This is a genomic window from Micromonospora sp. NPDC050200, from assembly GCF_040656135.1.
GTDB lineage: Bacteria > Actinomycetota > Actinomycetes > Mycobacteriales > Micromonosporaceae > Micromonospora.
Map to the genome: position 1 here is coordinate 100,597 of NZ_JBFALG010000020.1, position 15,007 is coordinate 115,603.

The following is a 15,007-nucleotide window of genomic DNA, read 5'->3' on the forward strand; positions in this document are numbered from 1 at the left end:
GCAGTGCTTGATGGTTCGCTCGCTCACGGCGTCACCAGCGATTCGTAGGTGTCGGGCCGGCGGTCGCGGTAGAACGCCCACAGGTCGCGGACCTCGGCCAGCTTGTCCATGTCAAGGTCGCGGACGACGATCTCCTCGTCGGTGTCCGACGCCGCCTCGCCGACCAGTTGCCCCCGTGGGTCGACGAAGTAGGACTGGCCGTAGAAGTCGTTGTCGCCCAACGGCTCCACGCCGACCCGGTTGATCGCGCCGACGTAGTACTCGTTCGCGACGGCGGCGGCGGGCTGCTCCAGCCGCCAGAGATACTCGGACAGACCGCGGCTGGTGGCGGAGGGGTTGAAGACGATCTTCGCACCGGCCAGCCCGAGTGCCCGCCAGCCTTCCGGGAAGTGCCGCTCGTAGCAGATGTAGACGCCGATGCGCCCCACCGCGGTGTCGAACACCGGATAGCCGAGATTCCCCGGCCTGAAGTAGAACTTCTCCCAGAACCCCTTCACCTGCGGGATGTGGTTCTTGCGGTGCTTACCGAGGTAGGTGCCGTCGGCGTCGATCACCGCGGCGGCGTTGTAGTAGACGCCCGGCTGCTCCTGCTCGTACATCGGCACGATCAGGACCACGCCGTGCTGCTCGGCGACCTCGCGCATCAGCGCCGTCGTCGGCCCGTCCGGGATCGCCTCCGTGTACGAGTAGTAGTCGGCGTCCTGGATCTGGCAGAAGTACGGGCCGTAGAACAACTCCTGCAGGCAGACGACCTGTGCGCCCTGGGACGCGGCGCTTCGGATGGCCTCCACCGCGTTGGCGATCATCGACTCCTTGTCGCCGGTCCACTTCTGCTGCACCAGCCCGGCTCGGATGATGTTGCTCATCTCTTCTCCTCCTTGGCGTCGGCGGTGCGCGGTAGCGACAGCGCCAGGTAGACGAGGAACGCGCCGACGAGACCGACCGCCCAGCTGTAGTCGTAGAGCGGCTTGAGGAACGGGATGAGCCCGTCCTCGGGGAACGGCCCCTTGCCGGGCGCCGAGTACGCGCCGCCGACGGCGAGGACCGCGCCGACGACGGTGGCGACGATGGCGGCCCAGTTCCAGCCGCCGGAGAACCAGTACCGGCCCTCGGGGCGGTAGAGGGCGGGCAACTGGAGGCGGGTGCGGTTGCGGACCCAGTATCCGGCGGTGAGCACGCCGGCGACGGCGCCGAGCAGGCCGCCGTAGAACCCGAGCCAGACGAAGATGTAGATGTTGGGGTCCTGCACCAGGCGCCACGGCTGGATCAGAATGCCGAGCACGCCGGTTATCAGGCCCCCGGTCCGGAAGCTGATCAGTCGGGGCGCGGCGTTGGAGAAGTCGTACGCCGGGCTGACCGTGTTCGCGGCGACGTTCACCGACAGCGTCGCGACCACGACCGTGAACAGGCCGAGTGCGACGACCAGCGGGTTCTCGAACTTGGCCGCGAGCTGGATGGGGTCCCATATCGCTTCGCCGTAGATCACGGCCGTGCCCGAGGTGATCATGATCGACAGGAGGGCGAAGAACGACATTGTCGTGGGTAGACCGAGGATCTGGCCGTACGCCTGCTGCCGCTGGCTGCCGCCGAACCGGGTGAAGTCGGGGATGTTCAGCGAGAGCGTCGCCCAGAACGCGATCATCGCCATCAGCGACGGCGCGAACAGCTTCCAGAAGTCGACGCCCCAACCCAGCTTCGACGGCTCGGACAGGATCGGGCCGAGCCCGCCCGCCTCGACCATGACCCAGATCAGCAGGGCGACGGCGACCACGATGACGAAGGGCGCCGCCCAGTTCTCGAAGCGCCGCAGCGTGTCCATGCCCCGCCAGATGATCGCCATCTCGATGGCCCAGAACAGGAAGAACGACGCCCACAGCGTCCACGGGTAGTCCATGACCCTCGCCGCGTCGACCCACCAGGAGCCCAGCAGCTTGCCGGTGATCGCGTAGATCGCCTCGCCGCCGATCCAGGTCTGGATGCCGAACCAGCCGCAGGCGATGAAGGCGCGGAGCAGGGCCGCGAGGTTGGCGCCGCGGACTCCGTAGAACGCGCGGGCGAAGACCGGGAACGGGATGCCGTACTTCGTGCCCGCGTGGCTGTTCAACAGCATCGGGATCAGGACGAGCAGATTGCCCAGCGTGATCGTGAGGAACGCCTGCACCCAGTTCATGCCGAGCTGGATGAGCCCGGCGGCGAGGAGATAGCTGGGGATGTTGTGCGCCATGCCGACCCACAGCGCCGCGAAGTTGTACGTGTTCCAGGTGCGCTTCTCGATGGGCACCGGGGCGAGCTCTTCGTTGAAGTAAGGGCTGTCGGCGATCGTGGAGAAGTCACGCAACTCGACGCGGCCATCCGGATGGGTGATCTGTGTGCCCGGCTCGACCGCGGTGGTTTCGGCGGGGGGCAGGGGTTCAACGGCCATCGGTCACCTCCCTGTCACGCTCTTGCGACACTGGCCGACCAGCCGGCTCACGCGCTCCTGGTGGGCCGTTCGGCGCGATCTTTATCTGGGAATGGTGGGTGTCCCGGACCGGCCACGGGCAGCGGCAAAGTGTCCACGCTTGCCATGGTCGGCGCACACTCTGTCCACGGCATGCCCGCACCAGATCTGTCAATCGCCGCGGTGGATGGATTCGCGCCTCCTGCTGGTCGTTGGCCCGTCACGCTTCGTCGAGTTCGTGCACCAGAAGCGCGACGTACAGCGACAGCATCGACTCCGGGTCCTCCAGCGACACCCCGAGCACCTGCGCGATCCGCGCCAGCTGCTGGTAGTACGCCGTCCGCGACAGGTGTGCGGCGGCGGCAGCCGCCGACTTGTTCCCACCCAGCTCGCAGAAGCAGCGCAGCAGCTCCACGAGCCGGCTGCGCTGGTTGGCGTCCCGGGCCAACAGCGGACCCAGCTCGCGGTCCGCGAACGCCCGGACCCGCTCGTCCTCCCGCAGCAGATGCAGGAGGCCGCGCAGGCGCACATTCTCCAGCTTGTGGTAGAGCTGCGTGCCGGGGGAGCGGAGGGCCGCCCCCGCCACGTGGGCGGCCTCGCCCAGGCTGCGGCGAACCTCGGCGACGTGTGACACGGTGGTACCGACCGCCACCAGCACCGGGCCCGCCGCCGAGCGGTGCACCTCTCTGGCCAACCGGCGCAGTACCGGGTCGACCCCGGCCTGCGCGGGCAGCGACAACAGAGCGCGCACGCTCGTGTCGTCCACGACGCCCACCAGGGCTGGCACGGCCACCCGCCGCGCGGCCAGCGCGGTGGCCTCCGCGAGGTCGCGCAACACCTCCTGGTTGGCCAGTGCGGGGGCGCGTGGCGTGACGGTCGCGGGCCGGATCGCCACCCCGACCAGCTGCCGCCGATCGAGGCCGACGCCCAGCGCGGCCGCCCGGGCGGCCAGATCCGGGGGCGGTACTGCCTGACCGAGTAGTTGCGCGAGCAACATGCGGTGCGTCTGCCGCTCCAGACTCTCCCGATCACGCGCCACGAGCCGATGCACGGCCAGCGCCGACGCGGCCCGCTCGGCAACCACCACGTGCCGATGCGGCGGAGGATCCGGCGAGAGCAGCACCAGGCGCCCCCAGTCGGCGCCCTGCGCGCCGACCATCGTGACCAACCAGCCGGCCTCCTCGTCGTGGGCGGTCCGCTCGGGCACGGCCACGGACCGGGACCGCTGAGCCCAGTCGGCCAGCAGCTCGGCGGGATCCTGCCCGGCCGCGTCGTACGCGAGCACATCGTGCCCCAGCGTCTCCAGCACCACCGGCAGTCCGGAAATCCTGGCCACCTCGCGCAGCACCTCGGCCGGCTCCGCCCCGGCCACGGTCAGCGACGTGAACGCCTCGTGCACCTGCTCGGCAGCCCGCAGCTCGGCGAGCTGCGCGTCGACGATCAGCGCCACCACCGCCTCGGTGACGGACACGAACCGCGTCTCCTCGGCGAGCGTGATCAGTGGGAGCCGATGCCGGTCGGCCGCTGCCACGAGCGCCTCCGGTAGGTGGTCGTTCCACCGCCGGACCAACTCGATCACCAGTCCCGCCGAGCGGACCGCGGCCAGGTCGTCCACGTACCTCGTGAGCGCCGCCGCCTCGTCCGGCAGCGCGATTCCGGTGGTCAGCACCAGTTCTCCGCCGCGCAGCAGGTGCGCGATGTCGGCGACCTCCGCCACGTGGACCCAGCGGACCCGGCCCTGCATGCCGGCCGACCCGGCCACCACCTGCGGCTTGGCGCGCTTGATCACCGGCAGTGCGATGGCTTCTGCGACGGAGGGATACATCGCGGCCTGCTTCCTACTGGCGGGACTGCACACAACGTAATGGCCTTGCCCGCAGAGCGGTACAGGTTGTGCATAGCGGTTGGAGAACGAATGCGGCCACACTCGCCCTAGGGACGAAGGAGGACGCGATGGCGCACCGGGAGCTGCTGGCCAGACACCGATCCGTGATGCCGAACTGGCTGGCGCTGTACTACGAGCAGCCGATCGAGATCGCCAGCGCGCACGGTCGCCGGGTGACCGATCGCGAGGGACGGACGTACCTCGACTTCTTCGCCGGCATCCTGACCAACGCGATCGGCTACGACGTGGCCGAGATCAGCGACGCGGTCCGCTCGCAGCTCGACACCGGCGTGCTGCACTCCTCCACGCTGTACCTGATCGCGTCGCAGGTCGAGCTCGCGGAAAAGATCGCGGAAGTGTCCGGCATCCCGGACGCCAAGGTGTTCTTCACCAACTCGGGCACCGAGGCGAACGAGAGCGCCCTGATGCTCGCCACCCAGTACCGCCGCAGCGAGCAGGTGCTCGCCCTGCGCAACTCCTACCACGGCCGGGCATTCGCCACCGTCGCGGTCACCGGCATCCGCGGCTGGTCGGCGAGCGCGCTCAGCCCGATCAAGGTGAGCTGGGTGCAGGGCGGCTACCGCTACCGCAGCCCGTTCCGGGACCTGTCCGACGCGGACTACATCAAGGCCTGCGTCGCCGACCTGCGCGAGGTCATCGAAACGACGACGGCGGGAGACGTCGCGTGCATGATCGTTGAGCCGATCCAAGGGGTCGGTGGCTTCGCCACGCCGCCGAACGGGCTGTTCGGCGAGTTCAAGAAGGTGCTCGACGAGTACGGGATCCTGCTCGTATCCGACGAGGTGCAGACCGGCTGGGGCCGCACCGGCGAGCACTTCTGGGGAATCCAGGCGCACGGCGTGGTCCCCGACGCGATCACCTTCGCGAAGGGTCTGGGCAACGGTCTCGCGATCGGCGGCGTGGTCGCCCGTGCCGATCTCATGGACTGCCTGCGGGCCAACTCGATCTCCACCTTCGGTGGCAACCCGGTCGCCACCACCGGCGCTCTCGCCTCCCTGAACTATCTGTTGGAGCACGACCTCCAGGCCAACGCCGCGAAGCTGGGCAGCCGCCTGCTCGACGGGCTGCGCGCGGTCGCCGCGGCGCATTCCGTGGTCGGTGACGTCCGCGGAAAGGGCCTGATGATCGCGCTGGAGTTCGTCGGACCCGACGGCGCGCCCGACCCGGCCGCCGCCGTCGCCATGCTCGAGGAGACGCGGGAACGTGGATTGCTCGTCGGCAAGGGCGGCCTGTACGGCAACGTCATCCGCCTGGCGCCGCCGATGACGCTGACCCAGGCCGAGGCGGAGGAGGCCCTCGAGATCCTCACCCAGTCGATCGAGGCCGTGGCCAAGGAGGTGCAGCAGGGATGAGGACCACGCACTGGATCGGCGGCAAGCCATGGAACGGCGTCTCCGGGCGCACCGGTGACATCTACGACCCCGCCACCGGACAGGTCTCCGGACAGGTCGACTTCGCGACCGCCTCGGTCGTCGACGAGGCGGTCACCGCAGCCCGCGAGGCGTTCTCCCGATGGCGTACCGTATCCCTCGCGCAACGCACGAGAGTGATGTTCTCCTTCCGGGAACTGCTCAACGCCCGTAAGTCCGACCTCGCCGAGATCATCACCGCCGAGCACGGCAAGGTGCTCTCCGACGCGGCGGGGGAGATCCAGCGCGCGCTGGAGGCGGTCGAGTTCGCCTGCGGCATCCCACCACTGCTCAAGGGCGGGTTCAGCGAGAACGCCTCGACCCAGGTGGACGTGTACTCCATTCGGCAGCCGCTCGGCGTGGTCGGGGTGATCTCTCCGTTCAACTTTCCGGCCATGGTGCCGCTGTGGTTCGTGCCGAACGCGATCGCGTGCGGCAACACCGTGGTGCTCAAGCCGAGCGAGAAGGACCCGTCCGCGTCGAACTTCCTGGCGGAGCTGTTCGCGGAGGCCGGGCTGCCGGACGGCGTCCTCAACGTCGTGCACGGCGACAAGGAGGCGGTCGACCGGATTCTCGAGCATCCGGAGGTCAAGGCGATCTCGTTCGTCGGCTCCACCCCGATCGCCCGGTACGTCTACGAGACGGGTACCCGTAACGGTAAGCGGGTGCAGGCGCTCGGCGGCGCGAAGAACCACATGGTCGTACTCCCCGACGCCGATCTCGACCTCGCCGCGGACGCGGCCGTCTCGGCCGGCTTCGGATCGGCCGGCGAGCGCTGCATGGCCATCTCCGTCGTGGTGGCCGTCGACCCGGTCGGTGACGAGCTGGTCGGCAAACTCAGGGAGCGGATCGGCGCACTACATGTCGGCGACGGGCGGCGCCCGGGCTGCGAGATGGGGCCGCTGGTCACCGGCGCTCACCGCGACCGGGTGGTGTCCTATCTCGATGCCGGTCGGTCGGCGGGGGCGCAGCTGGTGGTCGACGGGCGGAGCCACGCGATCGACGGTGAACAATCCGGATTCTGGCTCGGGCCGACCCTCTTCGACCACGTCGAAACGGACATGTCCATATACACCGACGAAATCTTCGGACCGGTGCTCTCGGTACTGCGGGTGCCCGGCTACGACGACGCCGTCGAACTGGTCAACGCCAACCGGTACGGCAACGGGACCGCCATCTTCACCAACGACGGCGGCGCAGCCCGCCGGTACCAGAATGAGATCGAGATTGGCATGGTCGGGGTGAACGTCGCGATCCCGGTCCCGGTGTCGTACTACTCCTTCGGGGGCTGGAAGGACTCACTGTTCGGTGACGCTCACGCGTACGGGCCGGAGGGGGTGAGCTTCTATGTCAGGTCCAAGGTGGTCACCAGCCGGTGGCTCGACCCGTCCCACGGTGGAGTGAACCTCGGCTTCCCACAGAACAGCTGAGCATCGGAACCGGCTGTGCGCCGCGGGGAAGGCAAGCACCTTCCGCGGTCAGGCTGGCCGGAAGGAGTCGCGGCCGGCGGGCGCCGTGTGCTTGATCATGAGGTGCCGGGTGACCGAGTACTCCGCGACCGCCTCCTGGCTCATGTCCTTGCCGAAGCCGGAGCCCTTCACGCCGCCGTGCGGTGCCTCGGATGCGATCGGCAGGTGGTCGTTGATCCAGGTGACGCCGACGTCGAGCCGGTGGCTGACCCGCAGGGCCCGTGAGACGTCACGGGTCCAGACCGACGAGGCCAGACCGTACTGGCTGTCGTTGGCCAGCCGCACCGCGTCGTCCTCGTCGTCGAAGGCGAGTACCACGACCACTGGTCCGAACACCTCCCCCTGCACGATCTCGCTGCGTTGCCCGGCGCCGACGACCAGCGTGGGAGGGAAGAAGAAGCCGGGCCCGTCCGCAGGCGAACCGCCGACCGCGACGGTGGCACCCTCGGCTGCCGCGCGGGCCACGAAATCAGTCACCCGGACTCGGTGGTCGGCCGAGATGAGGGGGCCGATGTCGGTCTCGGTCGACCAGGGGTCGCCGGTGCGCACCTTCGCCAGCGCGGCCTCGAGCGCGCCGACCGCGTCCTGGTAGACAGACCGCTGGACGTAGACCCGGGTGGCGGCGGTGCAGTCCTGGCCGGTGTTGTACGTCGCGCCCATCGCCACGCCGAGCGCCATCTCGGACAGGTCCGCGTCGTCGAAGACGATCGCCGGCGCCTTCCCGCCGAGCTCGAGGTGCACCCGCTTGAGCCCGGCCACCGCGCCGCGCATCACCTCCCGCCCGGTCCGGGTCGATCCGGTGACGCTGACCATGTCCACGCCCGGATCTGCGACCAGGGCCGTCCCCACGTCGGCGCCACCGGTGACGACCTGGACCAGACCCGTCGGCGCCCCCGCTTCCGCCATCAGTCGAGCCAACGCCAGGGTGGTGCGGGGTGTCTGCGGCGCGGGCTTGACGACCACCGCGTTGCCGGCCGCCACGGCCGGACCGATCTTCCAGATGGCCATGATCAGTGGGAAGTTCCAGGGCGCGATCGCGCCGACGACACCGATGGGCCGGCGTACCAGTAGCGACGTGTAGCCGGCGGAGAGCGTGCCCGCGCCCGTCCCGTCCAGCGAGCGCGCCGCGCCGGCGAAGAACCGCAGGTTGTCCACGCCGAACGGCAACTCGCCGTCGCGCATGACCGACGTCGGTTTCCCGGTCTCCTCGACTTCCAGGCGGGTGAGTTCCTCAGCGTCCCGTTCGACGAGATCAGCCAGGCGCAACAGGACGCGCGACCGTTGAGCCGGGGTGGCTTCCCGCCACTGTTCGAAGGCGGCCCGCGCCTTGGCCACCCGTTTCGCGACTTCTGCGGTGTCTGTGTCCGCGATCTCGCCGATGACGGCGCCGGTCGCGGGATTGGTCAGGATGGCCACGATCGCTCCTCAGCTGTTGAAACCGACACCGAATCGGTCCAGGAGCCGCAGCCACGGCCCCCGGCGCCCGTCGCGCGAGTCCGCCGCGGCGAGCGCGCGGCGGGTCATTTCCACCACCGGGTACCGCAGCGGCTCAGGCGGGAACGGCACCGGCCGCCGCCGTACCATCTGCAGCCGGGTCCCTTCGGTTTCCCGTCCGGCCAGCAGGTCCAGCGCCACCTGCGCGCCGAAGCGGGACGCGGCCACGCCGAGTCCGGTGTAACCGACGGCGTAGGCGATCCGCCGGTCCCGCGTGGTGCCGAACATCGGGGTGAACCGGGTGGTGGAGTCGATCACCCCGCCCCAGCGGTGGGTGAACCGGACCCCGTCGAGTTGGGGGAAGGTCTCCGCGAAGTGCTCGGCAAGCAGGCGGTGAGTGGCGTCTCGCTGATCGAGGGCCGGGTCCACCCGGTTGCCGAACCGGTAGATGGCGTCGTAGCCACCGAACAGGATCCGGTTGTCGTCGGTGAGGCGGTAGTAGTGGAACTGGTTACCGGCGTCGGTGATGCCCTGCGCCTCCGGCCACCGCAGCTGCGTCCGCTGCGCGTCGCTGAGCGGTTCGGTGACGAGGACGTAGTCGTAGACCGGCAGGATCCAGTGCCGCAATCGCCGCAGTGGCGGGGGATAGGCGTTGGTCCCGATGACCACCTGGTGACCGCCGATTCGTCCGTCGGTCGTACGCACCACGACCCCGTGGCGGGACCGGTCGAAGCCGGTGACCCTGGTGTCCTCGTGGATCGTCACGCCGAGCGACTCGGCGACCCTCGCCAGCCCCCAGGACAGCCGGGCGGGGTCGACCAGGCCGCCGGCGCCGCGCAGCCGTAAGCCCGCGAGGTAGGTGGGTGATGCCACGTCGGCGCGTACCTGTTCGGCGTCCAGCAGCGTCACGTCGTCGCCGTACGCCCGGTGCAGTTCGGCCAGCGTGGCGAGCTCGGCCACCTGGTGGGGGGCTACCGCCGCGGTCGTCTTGCCGCACAGTCGGAGGCCCGCGTCGATGCCGAACCGCTGCACGGTCCCGGCGATCGCGGCGAGGTTCTCCCGGCCGAGGCGGACGAGTGACTCGATCTCGGCGGGCCACCGCGCCATGCCGTGGGACAGGCCGTGGGTGAGCGAGTCGGCGACGAAGCCGCCGTTGCGCCCGGAGGCGCCGAAGGCGATCCGCTCGGCCTCCACCAGCACGACGTCGGCGGCAGGGTTGTCCTGCTTGGCCAGGATGGCTGCCCACAGGCCGGTGAACCCGCCGCCGATCACCACGAGGTCGGCGGTGCGGGTGCCGGTCAGCCGCGGCCGTGGTTGCGGTCGGTCCGGACGGTCGGTCCAGAAGGTCGTCGGTGCCGCGTCGGCGATCGCCTCCCGCGCCCTGGCCCGCGCCGCGGAGGCCGAGCCGTTCCGGGCCGGTGGGGCGTACCGGTTCGTCAACGACGGGTCCCGGCCGCGCGGGCCAGCTGCTCGATCGCGTCGGCGGCCTGCCGCAGGCCGTCGACGGCCCGGATTGCCGAGCTGTGCGCCGCCAGTCGGCTGCGCAGGTCCTCGTCGGCCAGCAGGCGCTCGATCGCCCCGTGCAGCTGTTCGTCGCTGAAGCGGTACGGGTCGAGGCGTGCCCCGAAGCCCAGCTCGACGACCCGCTGCGCGTTGTCGTACTGGTCCCAGAACAGCGGCAGCACGATCATCGGCTTTCCGAAGTGGAACGCCTCGGTCGTGGTGTTGTTGCCGCCATGTGTGATGACCAGGTCGGCCAGCGGGAGGATCTTCGTCTGCGGCAGGAACTCCGCACCCCACATGTTGTCCGCGAGCTCGATCTCGGCGTGCAGCGGGCCCTTGGAGACGATGTAGCGGTGCGGCGTCTTGGCCAGCGCGTCGATGACCCGCCGCATCAGTTCGACGTCGGCGGAGCCGAGCGAGCCGAGGCTGAAGTAGATCAGCGCCCCGTCCCGGTCGGTGAGCTCCGCCGGCAGGGTGAACTCCTCGTCGGTTTCGCGGACCGACGACTCAAGTCGCTGCCAGGTCGGGCCCAGCGGTCGGGCGTCGGTGTAGTCGGCGATGCCCGGGTAGACGTAGAGGTTGAGGTCGCCCTCGTGGATGAACTCGAGGTCGGGCAGGCCCGGTGCGCCCTGCTCCCGCACCCAGGCGTCGAACTCCTCCCACACCGGGCGGTGGACGCGGTCGTACTCGGCCCGGAACGCCGCCCACCCCGACCGGTCGGCGGCCGGGTATCCGGAGAAGACGGGGGCGATGTCCTCGCCCTTCATCTCCAGCGGGTTGCACGAGACGATCCGCACGAAGGGAACCCCGGCGGTGTTGAGCGCCGGGAACGCGACCACGTTGTCCTCGACGATGACGTCCGGCCGTACCCGGTCGATGATCTCCAGCAGCCTGGGCTGGCAGTACTTGGCGCCGTTGATGAGCTCGAGCCACACCGGCTTGACCCAGGTCTCGAGCTGCTCGATCGTCGGCTTCCGGAACTCGGGCGCGGTGTCGCGGATGAAGTCCTTCCAGAACTGGCCAGCGTCCTGTTCCTCGCCGTTCTCCGCTGGTGGGGCGAGGTCGACGAGGTCCTCCTCGAAGCCCAGCGCGGTCAGCTTGCCTCGCCACGACGCCTCGGCCGCGAACACCACGTGGTGCCCGCGTCGGCGCAGCACGTCGCCGATACCGATGCAGTTGTTCGTGGGGCCGTACGCGCTCTCGGGCATGAACAGGACCGTCAGCTGAGACATCGCATCTCCTGGGGGGTGGCTGTTGAATCGAAATTCAACAAGGTCCTCGCTCGGCAGTCAATACGCAGGCACTATGGTGTTGGGGAGAGTGTTGACGTATTACTTCGGATCGGTGCCTTATGAGAACCCGCAAGTCCCGCGCCGAGCGCCGACAGGACCTCATCGAGGCCGCGCGCCGAGCCATGATCCAGCACGGGACCGACACGGTGCTGCTCAACCAGGTGGCCGAACAGGCGGGCCTCACCTCCGGCGCGGTCCTCTACCACTATCCCGACCTGCGGGACCTGCTGCTGGAAGCGCACCACGCCGGCATGGAGCGTTTCTACGAGCTGCGGGTGAAGAAGATCGCCGACCTCACCGACCCGGTACGGAAACTGGTGGTGACCATCCGCTCCGGACTACCCACGGACGCCGAGGACTTCGATGTGCGCCTGCTCTGCGAACTCGGCGGAGCGGCCGGCCGCAACCGGGTCTACGCCGCCCTGCTGACCACGCTTTACGACCGGCAGGTCTCCATGTACCAGACGATTCTCGAACTCGGCGCGGCCCAGGGCGTGTTCAGCCTGGCGGCGGACTCGCAGACCATCGCCCGCAACCTGGTGGCGCTCGAGGATGCGTACGGCTACCGGATCGTCGCCCGGCACCCGACCCTGCACGCCGCCGAGGCGGTCGAGCTGATCCTGTCGTACGCCCGGCTGGTCACCGGCAACCCGCTGGACGTACCCGAGGAGCCGGCAAAGCCGCCGCGCGCCCGGAAGGCCACGACAGCGCGCCCGCCGGCGCGGCCGGGACGGCCCGGGGCCTGACGGTCAGGCCCGGTCGAGCAGCACGGCGTCGCCGCCCGACCAGTCCACCCGGGTCTTGTCGCCGAGCCCTACGGCGGCCGCGCCGGCGACCGTGGCCAGCAGCGGCCGGTCGAGCCCGGCCACGTCCACCGCCACCCGGGTGGTCCCGCCGAAGAAGGTCACGTCGCGGACGACCCCGGTCAACCCGCCGTCGGCACCCAGCCGGACCCGCTCGGGACGGATCGCCAGGGTCGCCGTGGCCCCGACGGCGTCCGGAGGGGCGGGGCAGGGCAGTACGCCGACGTCGGGCACCCGCAGACCGTCCGGAGTGACCACGCCGGTGATCAGGTTGTTGGCCCCGATGAAGTCCGCCACGAACAGGTCGGCGGGCCGCTCGTAGAGGGGCACCGGCGCATCGACCTGACGCACCCGGCCCTCGCTCATCACGGCGATCCGGTCGGCCAGCGACATCGCCTCCTCCTGGTCGTGGGTGACGACCACGAAGGTGATGCCCACCTCGTGCTGCAACCGCTTGAGCTCCAGTTGCATCTCGGCGCGCACCTTCTTGTCCAACGCGGACAGGGGCTCGTCGAGCAGCAGGAGCCGGGGCCGCTTCACGATCGCCCTGGCCAGCGCGACGCGCTGCCGCTGGCCGCCGGAGAGCTGGTGCGGCCGGCGGCGGGCCAGGCCGGTGAGGCCGACGGTGGCGAGGACCTCGTCCACCCGCTCGCGGATCTCACCCTTCGGCACCCGCTCGCGCGCCAACCCGTACGCGATGTTCGTGGCCACGCTCATGTGCGGAAACAGCGCGTAGGACTGGAACATCAGGTTGACCGGTCGCCGGTGTGGGGCAACGGCGAGCAGATCGGCGCCGTCCAGGGTCACCGACCCGCTGTCCGGGTGTTCGAAGCCGGCGAGGATCCGCAGCAGGGTGGTCTTGCCGCAGCCGCTCGGGCCCAGCAGGGCGAAGAACTCGCCCTGGCGGATCTCGAGACTGACCTGCTCCAGCGCGCGGATGTCGCCGAAGCGCCGGCTGACGGCCTGGATGCTGACCAGGGGTTCGCTCATTGGTTCACCATTGTTTCGGCTCACAGGGACTCCGTGAGACGGGACAGGCGCTGGGCCACGATGACGAAGGTGAAGCTGACCGCCAGCAGCAGCGTGGCCAGGGCGTTGATCTCGGGGGTGACGCCGAAGCGCACCATCGAATAGATCACGATGGGCAGCGTCGGGTCCTGCGGGCCGGCGGTGAAGAAGGCGATGACGAACTCGTCGATGGACAGGGAGAAGGCCAGCAGCGCACCGGCGATGATGCCCGGGGCGAGCGACGGGAGCGTGATCCGGACGAAGGTCTGCAGCGGCGTGGCGCCCAGGTCGCGGGAGGCTTCCTCCAGGGACCCGTCGACGTGGGCCAGCCGGGTGCGTACCACGGCCGCGACGAAGGCCGTGCCGAACACCGTGTGCGCCAGCAGGATCGAGTGCAGGCCGAGCGTGAACTGAACGGCGGTGTAGAAGGCGAGCAGGCCGATGGCGAGCACGATGTCGGGAAGCACGGCGGGTGCCACCGCAATCGCGTCGAGCAGCTTCGACCTCGTGTACCGGGCGAGGCCGACGGCGAGCAGGGTGCCGAGCACCGTCGACAGCGCGGTGGCGCCGGCCGCGACAAGCAGTGTGTTGATCAGACCTTCGCGCACCGCCCGGTCGGCGAACAGGCGCCCGTACCAGGCGGTGTCGAACCCGCCCCACCGGTACGGGGTGTCGGCGGCGTTGAAGGACATGATCACGAGGACCACGATCGGCAGGTAGAGAAAGGCGTACGTCAGGCCCGCGGGAACGTACAGCCAACTGAATCTACGCATGGTTCGTGTCCCCGGCCAGTCGGCGGGCCGCCCATGCCTGCGCCATGAGCAGCAGTACGAGCAGGGCGATCACGACGAGCGCCAGGGTGGACCCGAACGGCCAGTCCCGCGCCTTGAGGAACTGGTCGCGGATGAGGTTGCCGACCATCACGGTCCGGCCGCCGCCGAGCAGTTCGGGGATGACGAAGTTGCCGAGGCTGGGAACGAACACGAAGACGCAGCCGGTCAGCACACCGGGCAGGGTGAGCGGCAGGGTCACTGACCAGAAGGTCCGGGCCGGGCGGGCGCCCAGGTTCGCCGATGCTTCGCGGAGTTGGGGGTCGAGGCGTTCGATCGCCGAGTACAGCGGCAGGACCATCAGCGGAAGGTAGGCGTAGAGCAGGCCACCGACGACGGCGCCGGGGGTGTAGAGCAGTTCCAGTGGTCGGTCGACGACTCCGATCCCGGTCAGCGCCCGGTTGATCACGCCCTCGCCGTTGAGCAGGATGATCCACGCGTAGGTGCGGATGAGGAAGTTGGTCCAGAACGGCAGGACCACGAGGACGAGCGCGACCGTGCGCCAGGTGCGGGGGAGCCGGGCGATGAGGTACGCGGTCGGATAGCCGAGCAGCAGCGCCAGCAGCGTCGTGATCCCGGCCAGCTTCACCGAGGTCCAGATGACGCCGAGGTAGAGCCCGTCGGCGACCCGGGTGAAGTTCTCCGTCGAGGCTTCGTAGACGATTCCGCCGAATCGGCCGCGGTGGAACAGCGTGTAGCTGAGCACGAGCGCGAGCGGCACGACCATGAAGACGATCAGGTAGCCCAGCCCGGGCCCGAGGGTGGCCAGTCGCCCGACGATTCGCTCCCGTCGGGCGGCGGGGGGGGGGGGGCGCGCGCCCGCCCCCCCACCGCGCGCTCGAACCCGAGGAAGTAGAGGAACACGGCCCCGCCCCCGCGGCCCCCCCCCCGCCACGGCCGACGCCTGGCTGAG

The 15,007-nt window shown here is 69.8% G+C and carries 12 protein-coding genes; 3 read left to right on the forward strand and 9 right to left on the reverse strand.

Features of this window, described 5'->3' with window-relative positions:
- Positions 1-23 precede the first annotated feature (23 nt).
- The 3 genes from AB0I41_RS15975 to AB0I41_RS15985 all read right to left on the reverse strand — a co-directional run bounded on the left by AB0I41_RS15975 (position 24) and on the right by AB0I41_RS15985 (position 4,265).
- Positions 24-866 carry a nitrilase-related carbon-nitrogen hydrolase gene (locus AB0I41_RS15975; protein WP_357107346.1) on the reverse strand — a complete coding sequence of 281 codons (843 nt, stop codon included), beginning with the start codon at positions 864-866 and terminating at the stop codon, positions 24-26.
- A complete protein-coding gene (locus tag AB0I41_RS15980) occupies positions 863-2,422 on the reverse strand; it encodes an NCS1 family nucleobase:cation symporter-1 (RefSeq protein WP_357107349.1) in 1,560 nt (519 codons plus the stop codon). The genes AB0I41_RS15975 and AB0I41_RS15980 overlap by 4 nt, the downstream gene beginning before the upstream one ends.
- A 238-nt stretch (positions 2,423-2,660) precedes the next feature.
- Complete coding sequence (locus AB0I41_RS15985; protein WP_357107352.1) at positions 2,661-4,265, reverse strand: PucR family transcriptional regulator ligand-binding domain-containing protein; 1,605 nt, start codon at positions 4,263-4,265, stop codon at positions 2,661-2,663.
- 128 nt (positions 4,266-4,393) lie between these two features.
- Between AB0I41_RS15985 and AB0I41_RS15990 the strand changes: the two genes are divergently transcribed.
- Both AB0I41_RS15990 and AB0I41_RS15995 read left to right on the forward strand, forming a co-directional pair.
- Positions 4,394-5,698 (forward strand): aspartate aminotransferase family protein, encoded by a 1,305-nt coding sequence (locus tag AB0I41_RS15990; protein WP_357107355.1) that lies wholly within the window; start codon positions 4,394-4,396, stop codon positions 5,696-5,698.
- Positions 5,695-7,185 (forward strand): CoA-acylating methylmalonate-semialdehyde dehydrogenase, encoded by a 1,491-nt coding sequence (locus AB0I41_RS15995; RefSeq protein WP_357107357.1) that lies wholly within the window; start codon positions 5,695-5,697, stop codon positions 7,183-7,185. The genes AB0I41_RS15990 and AB0I41_RS15995 overlap by 4 nt, the downstream gene beginning before the upstream one ends.
- Before the next feature lie 48 nt (positions 7,186-7,233).
- Here AB0I41_RS15995 and AB0I41_RS16000 read toward each other — a convergent pair whose 3' ends face one another.
- Genes AB0I41_RS16000 through AB0I41_RS16010 form a run of 3 tightly spaced genes read right to left on the reverse strand, consistent with a single transcriptional unit; the run spans position 7,234 to position 11,393 of the window.
- Positions 7,234-8,640: an aminobutyraldehyde dehydrogenase gene (locus tag AB0I41_RS16000; protein WP_357107360.1), complete on the reverse strand. Its 1,407-nt coding sequence runs from the start codon at positions 8,638-8,640 to the stop codon at positions 7,234-7,236.
- A 9-nt stretch (positions 8,641-8,649) separates the two neighbouring features.
- Positions 8,650-10,098, reverse strand: coding sequence for an FAD-dependent oxidoreductase (locus AB0I41_RS16005; protein WP_357107363.1), 1,449 nt, complete (start codon positions 10,096-10,098; stop codon positions 8,650-8,652).
- A complete protein-coding gene (locus AB0I41_RS16010) occupies positions 10,095-11,393 on the reverse strand; it encodes a nucleotide disphospho-sugar-binding domain-containing protein (RefSeq protein WP_357107366.1) in 1,299 nt (432 codons plus the stop codon). Before AB0I41_RS16010 ends, AB0I41_RS16005 begins: the two co-directional genes overlap by 4 nt.
- Positions 11,394-11,512: 119 nt before the next feature.
- Here AB0I41_RS16010 and AB0I41_RS16015 point away from each other — a divergent pair, with 119 nt between their 5' ends.
- Positions 11,513-12,199, forward strand: coding sequence for a TetR family transcriptional regulator (locus AB0I41_RS16015; RefSeq protein WP_357107369.1), 687 nt, complete (start codon positions 11,513-11,515; stop codon positions 12,197-12,199).
- A 3-nt stretch (positions 12,200-12,202) separates the two neighbouring features.
- On the opposite strand, the gene AB0I41_RS16020 is transcribed toward AB0I41_RS16015, so the two are convergent.
- From AB0I41_RS16020 to AB0I41_RS16030, 3 genes are read right to left on the reverse strand one after another with little or no spacing between them, the layout of a single operon-like run.
- On the reverse strand, positions 12,203-13,246 hold the full coding sequence (locus tag AB0I41_RS16020; RefSeq protein ID WP_357107372.1) for an ABC transporter ATP-binding protein: 1,044 nt from the start codon (positions 13,244-13,246) through the stop codon (positions 12,203-12,205).
- A 20-nt stretch (positions 13,247-13,266) separates the two neighbouring features.
- Positions 13,267-14,037, reverse strand: a complete 771-nt coding sequence (locus tag AB0I41_RS16025; protein WP_357107375.1) for an ABC transporter permease — start codon at positions 14,035-14,037, stop codon at positions 13,267-13,269.
- On the reverse strand, positions 14,030-14,821 hold the full coding sequence (locus tag AB0I41_RS16030) for an ABC transporter permease (RefSeq protein ID WP_357107378.1): 792 nt from the start codon (positions 14,819-14,821) through the stop codon (positions 14,030-14,032). Before AB0I41_RS16030 ends, AB0I41_RS16025 begins: the two co-directional genes overlap by 8 nt.
- Positions 14,822-15,007 lie beyond the last annotated feature (186 nt).

Coding starts and splice junctions, on each gene's coding strand:
- AB0I41_RS15995 (WP_357107357.1), top strand. CDS start 5,695: ATGAGGACCACGCACTGGATCGGCGGCAAGCCATGGAACGGCGTCTCC.
- AB0I41_RS16015 (WP_357107369.1), top strand. CDS start 11,513: ATGAGAACCCGCAAGTCCCGCGCCGAGCGCCGACAGGACCTCATCGAG.
- AB0I41_RS15975 (WP_357107346.1), bottom strand. CDS start 866: ATGAGCAACATCATCCGAGCCGGGCTGGTGCAGCAGAAGTGGACCGGC.
- AB0I41_RS16025 (WP_357107375.1), bottom strand. CDS start 14,037: ATGCGTAGATTCAGTTGGCTGTACGTTCCCGCGGGCCTGACGTACGCC.
- AB0I41_RS15980 (WP_357107349.1), bottom strand. CDS start 2,422: ATGGCCGTTGAACCCCTGCCCCCCGCCGAAACCACCGCGGTCGAGCCG.
- AB0I41_RS16030 (WP_357107378.1), bottom strand. CDS start 14,821: ATGGTCGTGCCGCTCGCGCTCGTGCTCAGCTACACGCTGTTCCACCGC.
- AB0I41_RS16010 (WP_357107366.1), bottom strand. CDS start 11,393: ATGTCTCAGCTGACGGTCCTGTTCATGCCCGAGAGCGCGTACGGCCCC.
- AB0I41_RS15985 (WP_357107352.1), bottom strand. CDS start 4,265: ATGTATCCCTCCGTCGCAGAAGCCATCGCACTGCCGGTGATCAAGCGC.
- AB0I41_RS15990 (WP_357107355.1), top strand. CDS start 4,394: ATGGCGCACCGGGAGCTGCTGGCCAGACACCGATCCGTGATGCCGAAC.
- AB0I41_RS16020 (WP_357107372.1), bottom strand. CDS start 13,246: ATGAGCGAACCCCTGGTCAGCATCCAGGCCGTCAGCCGGCGCTTCGGC.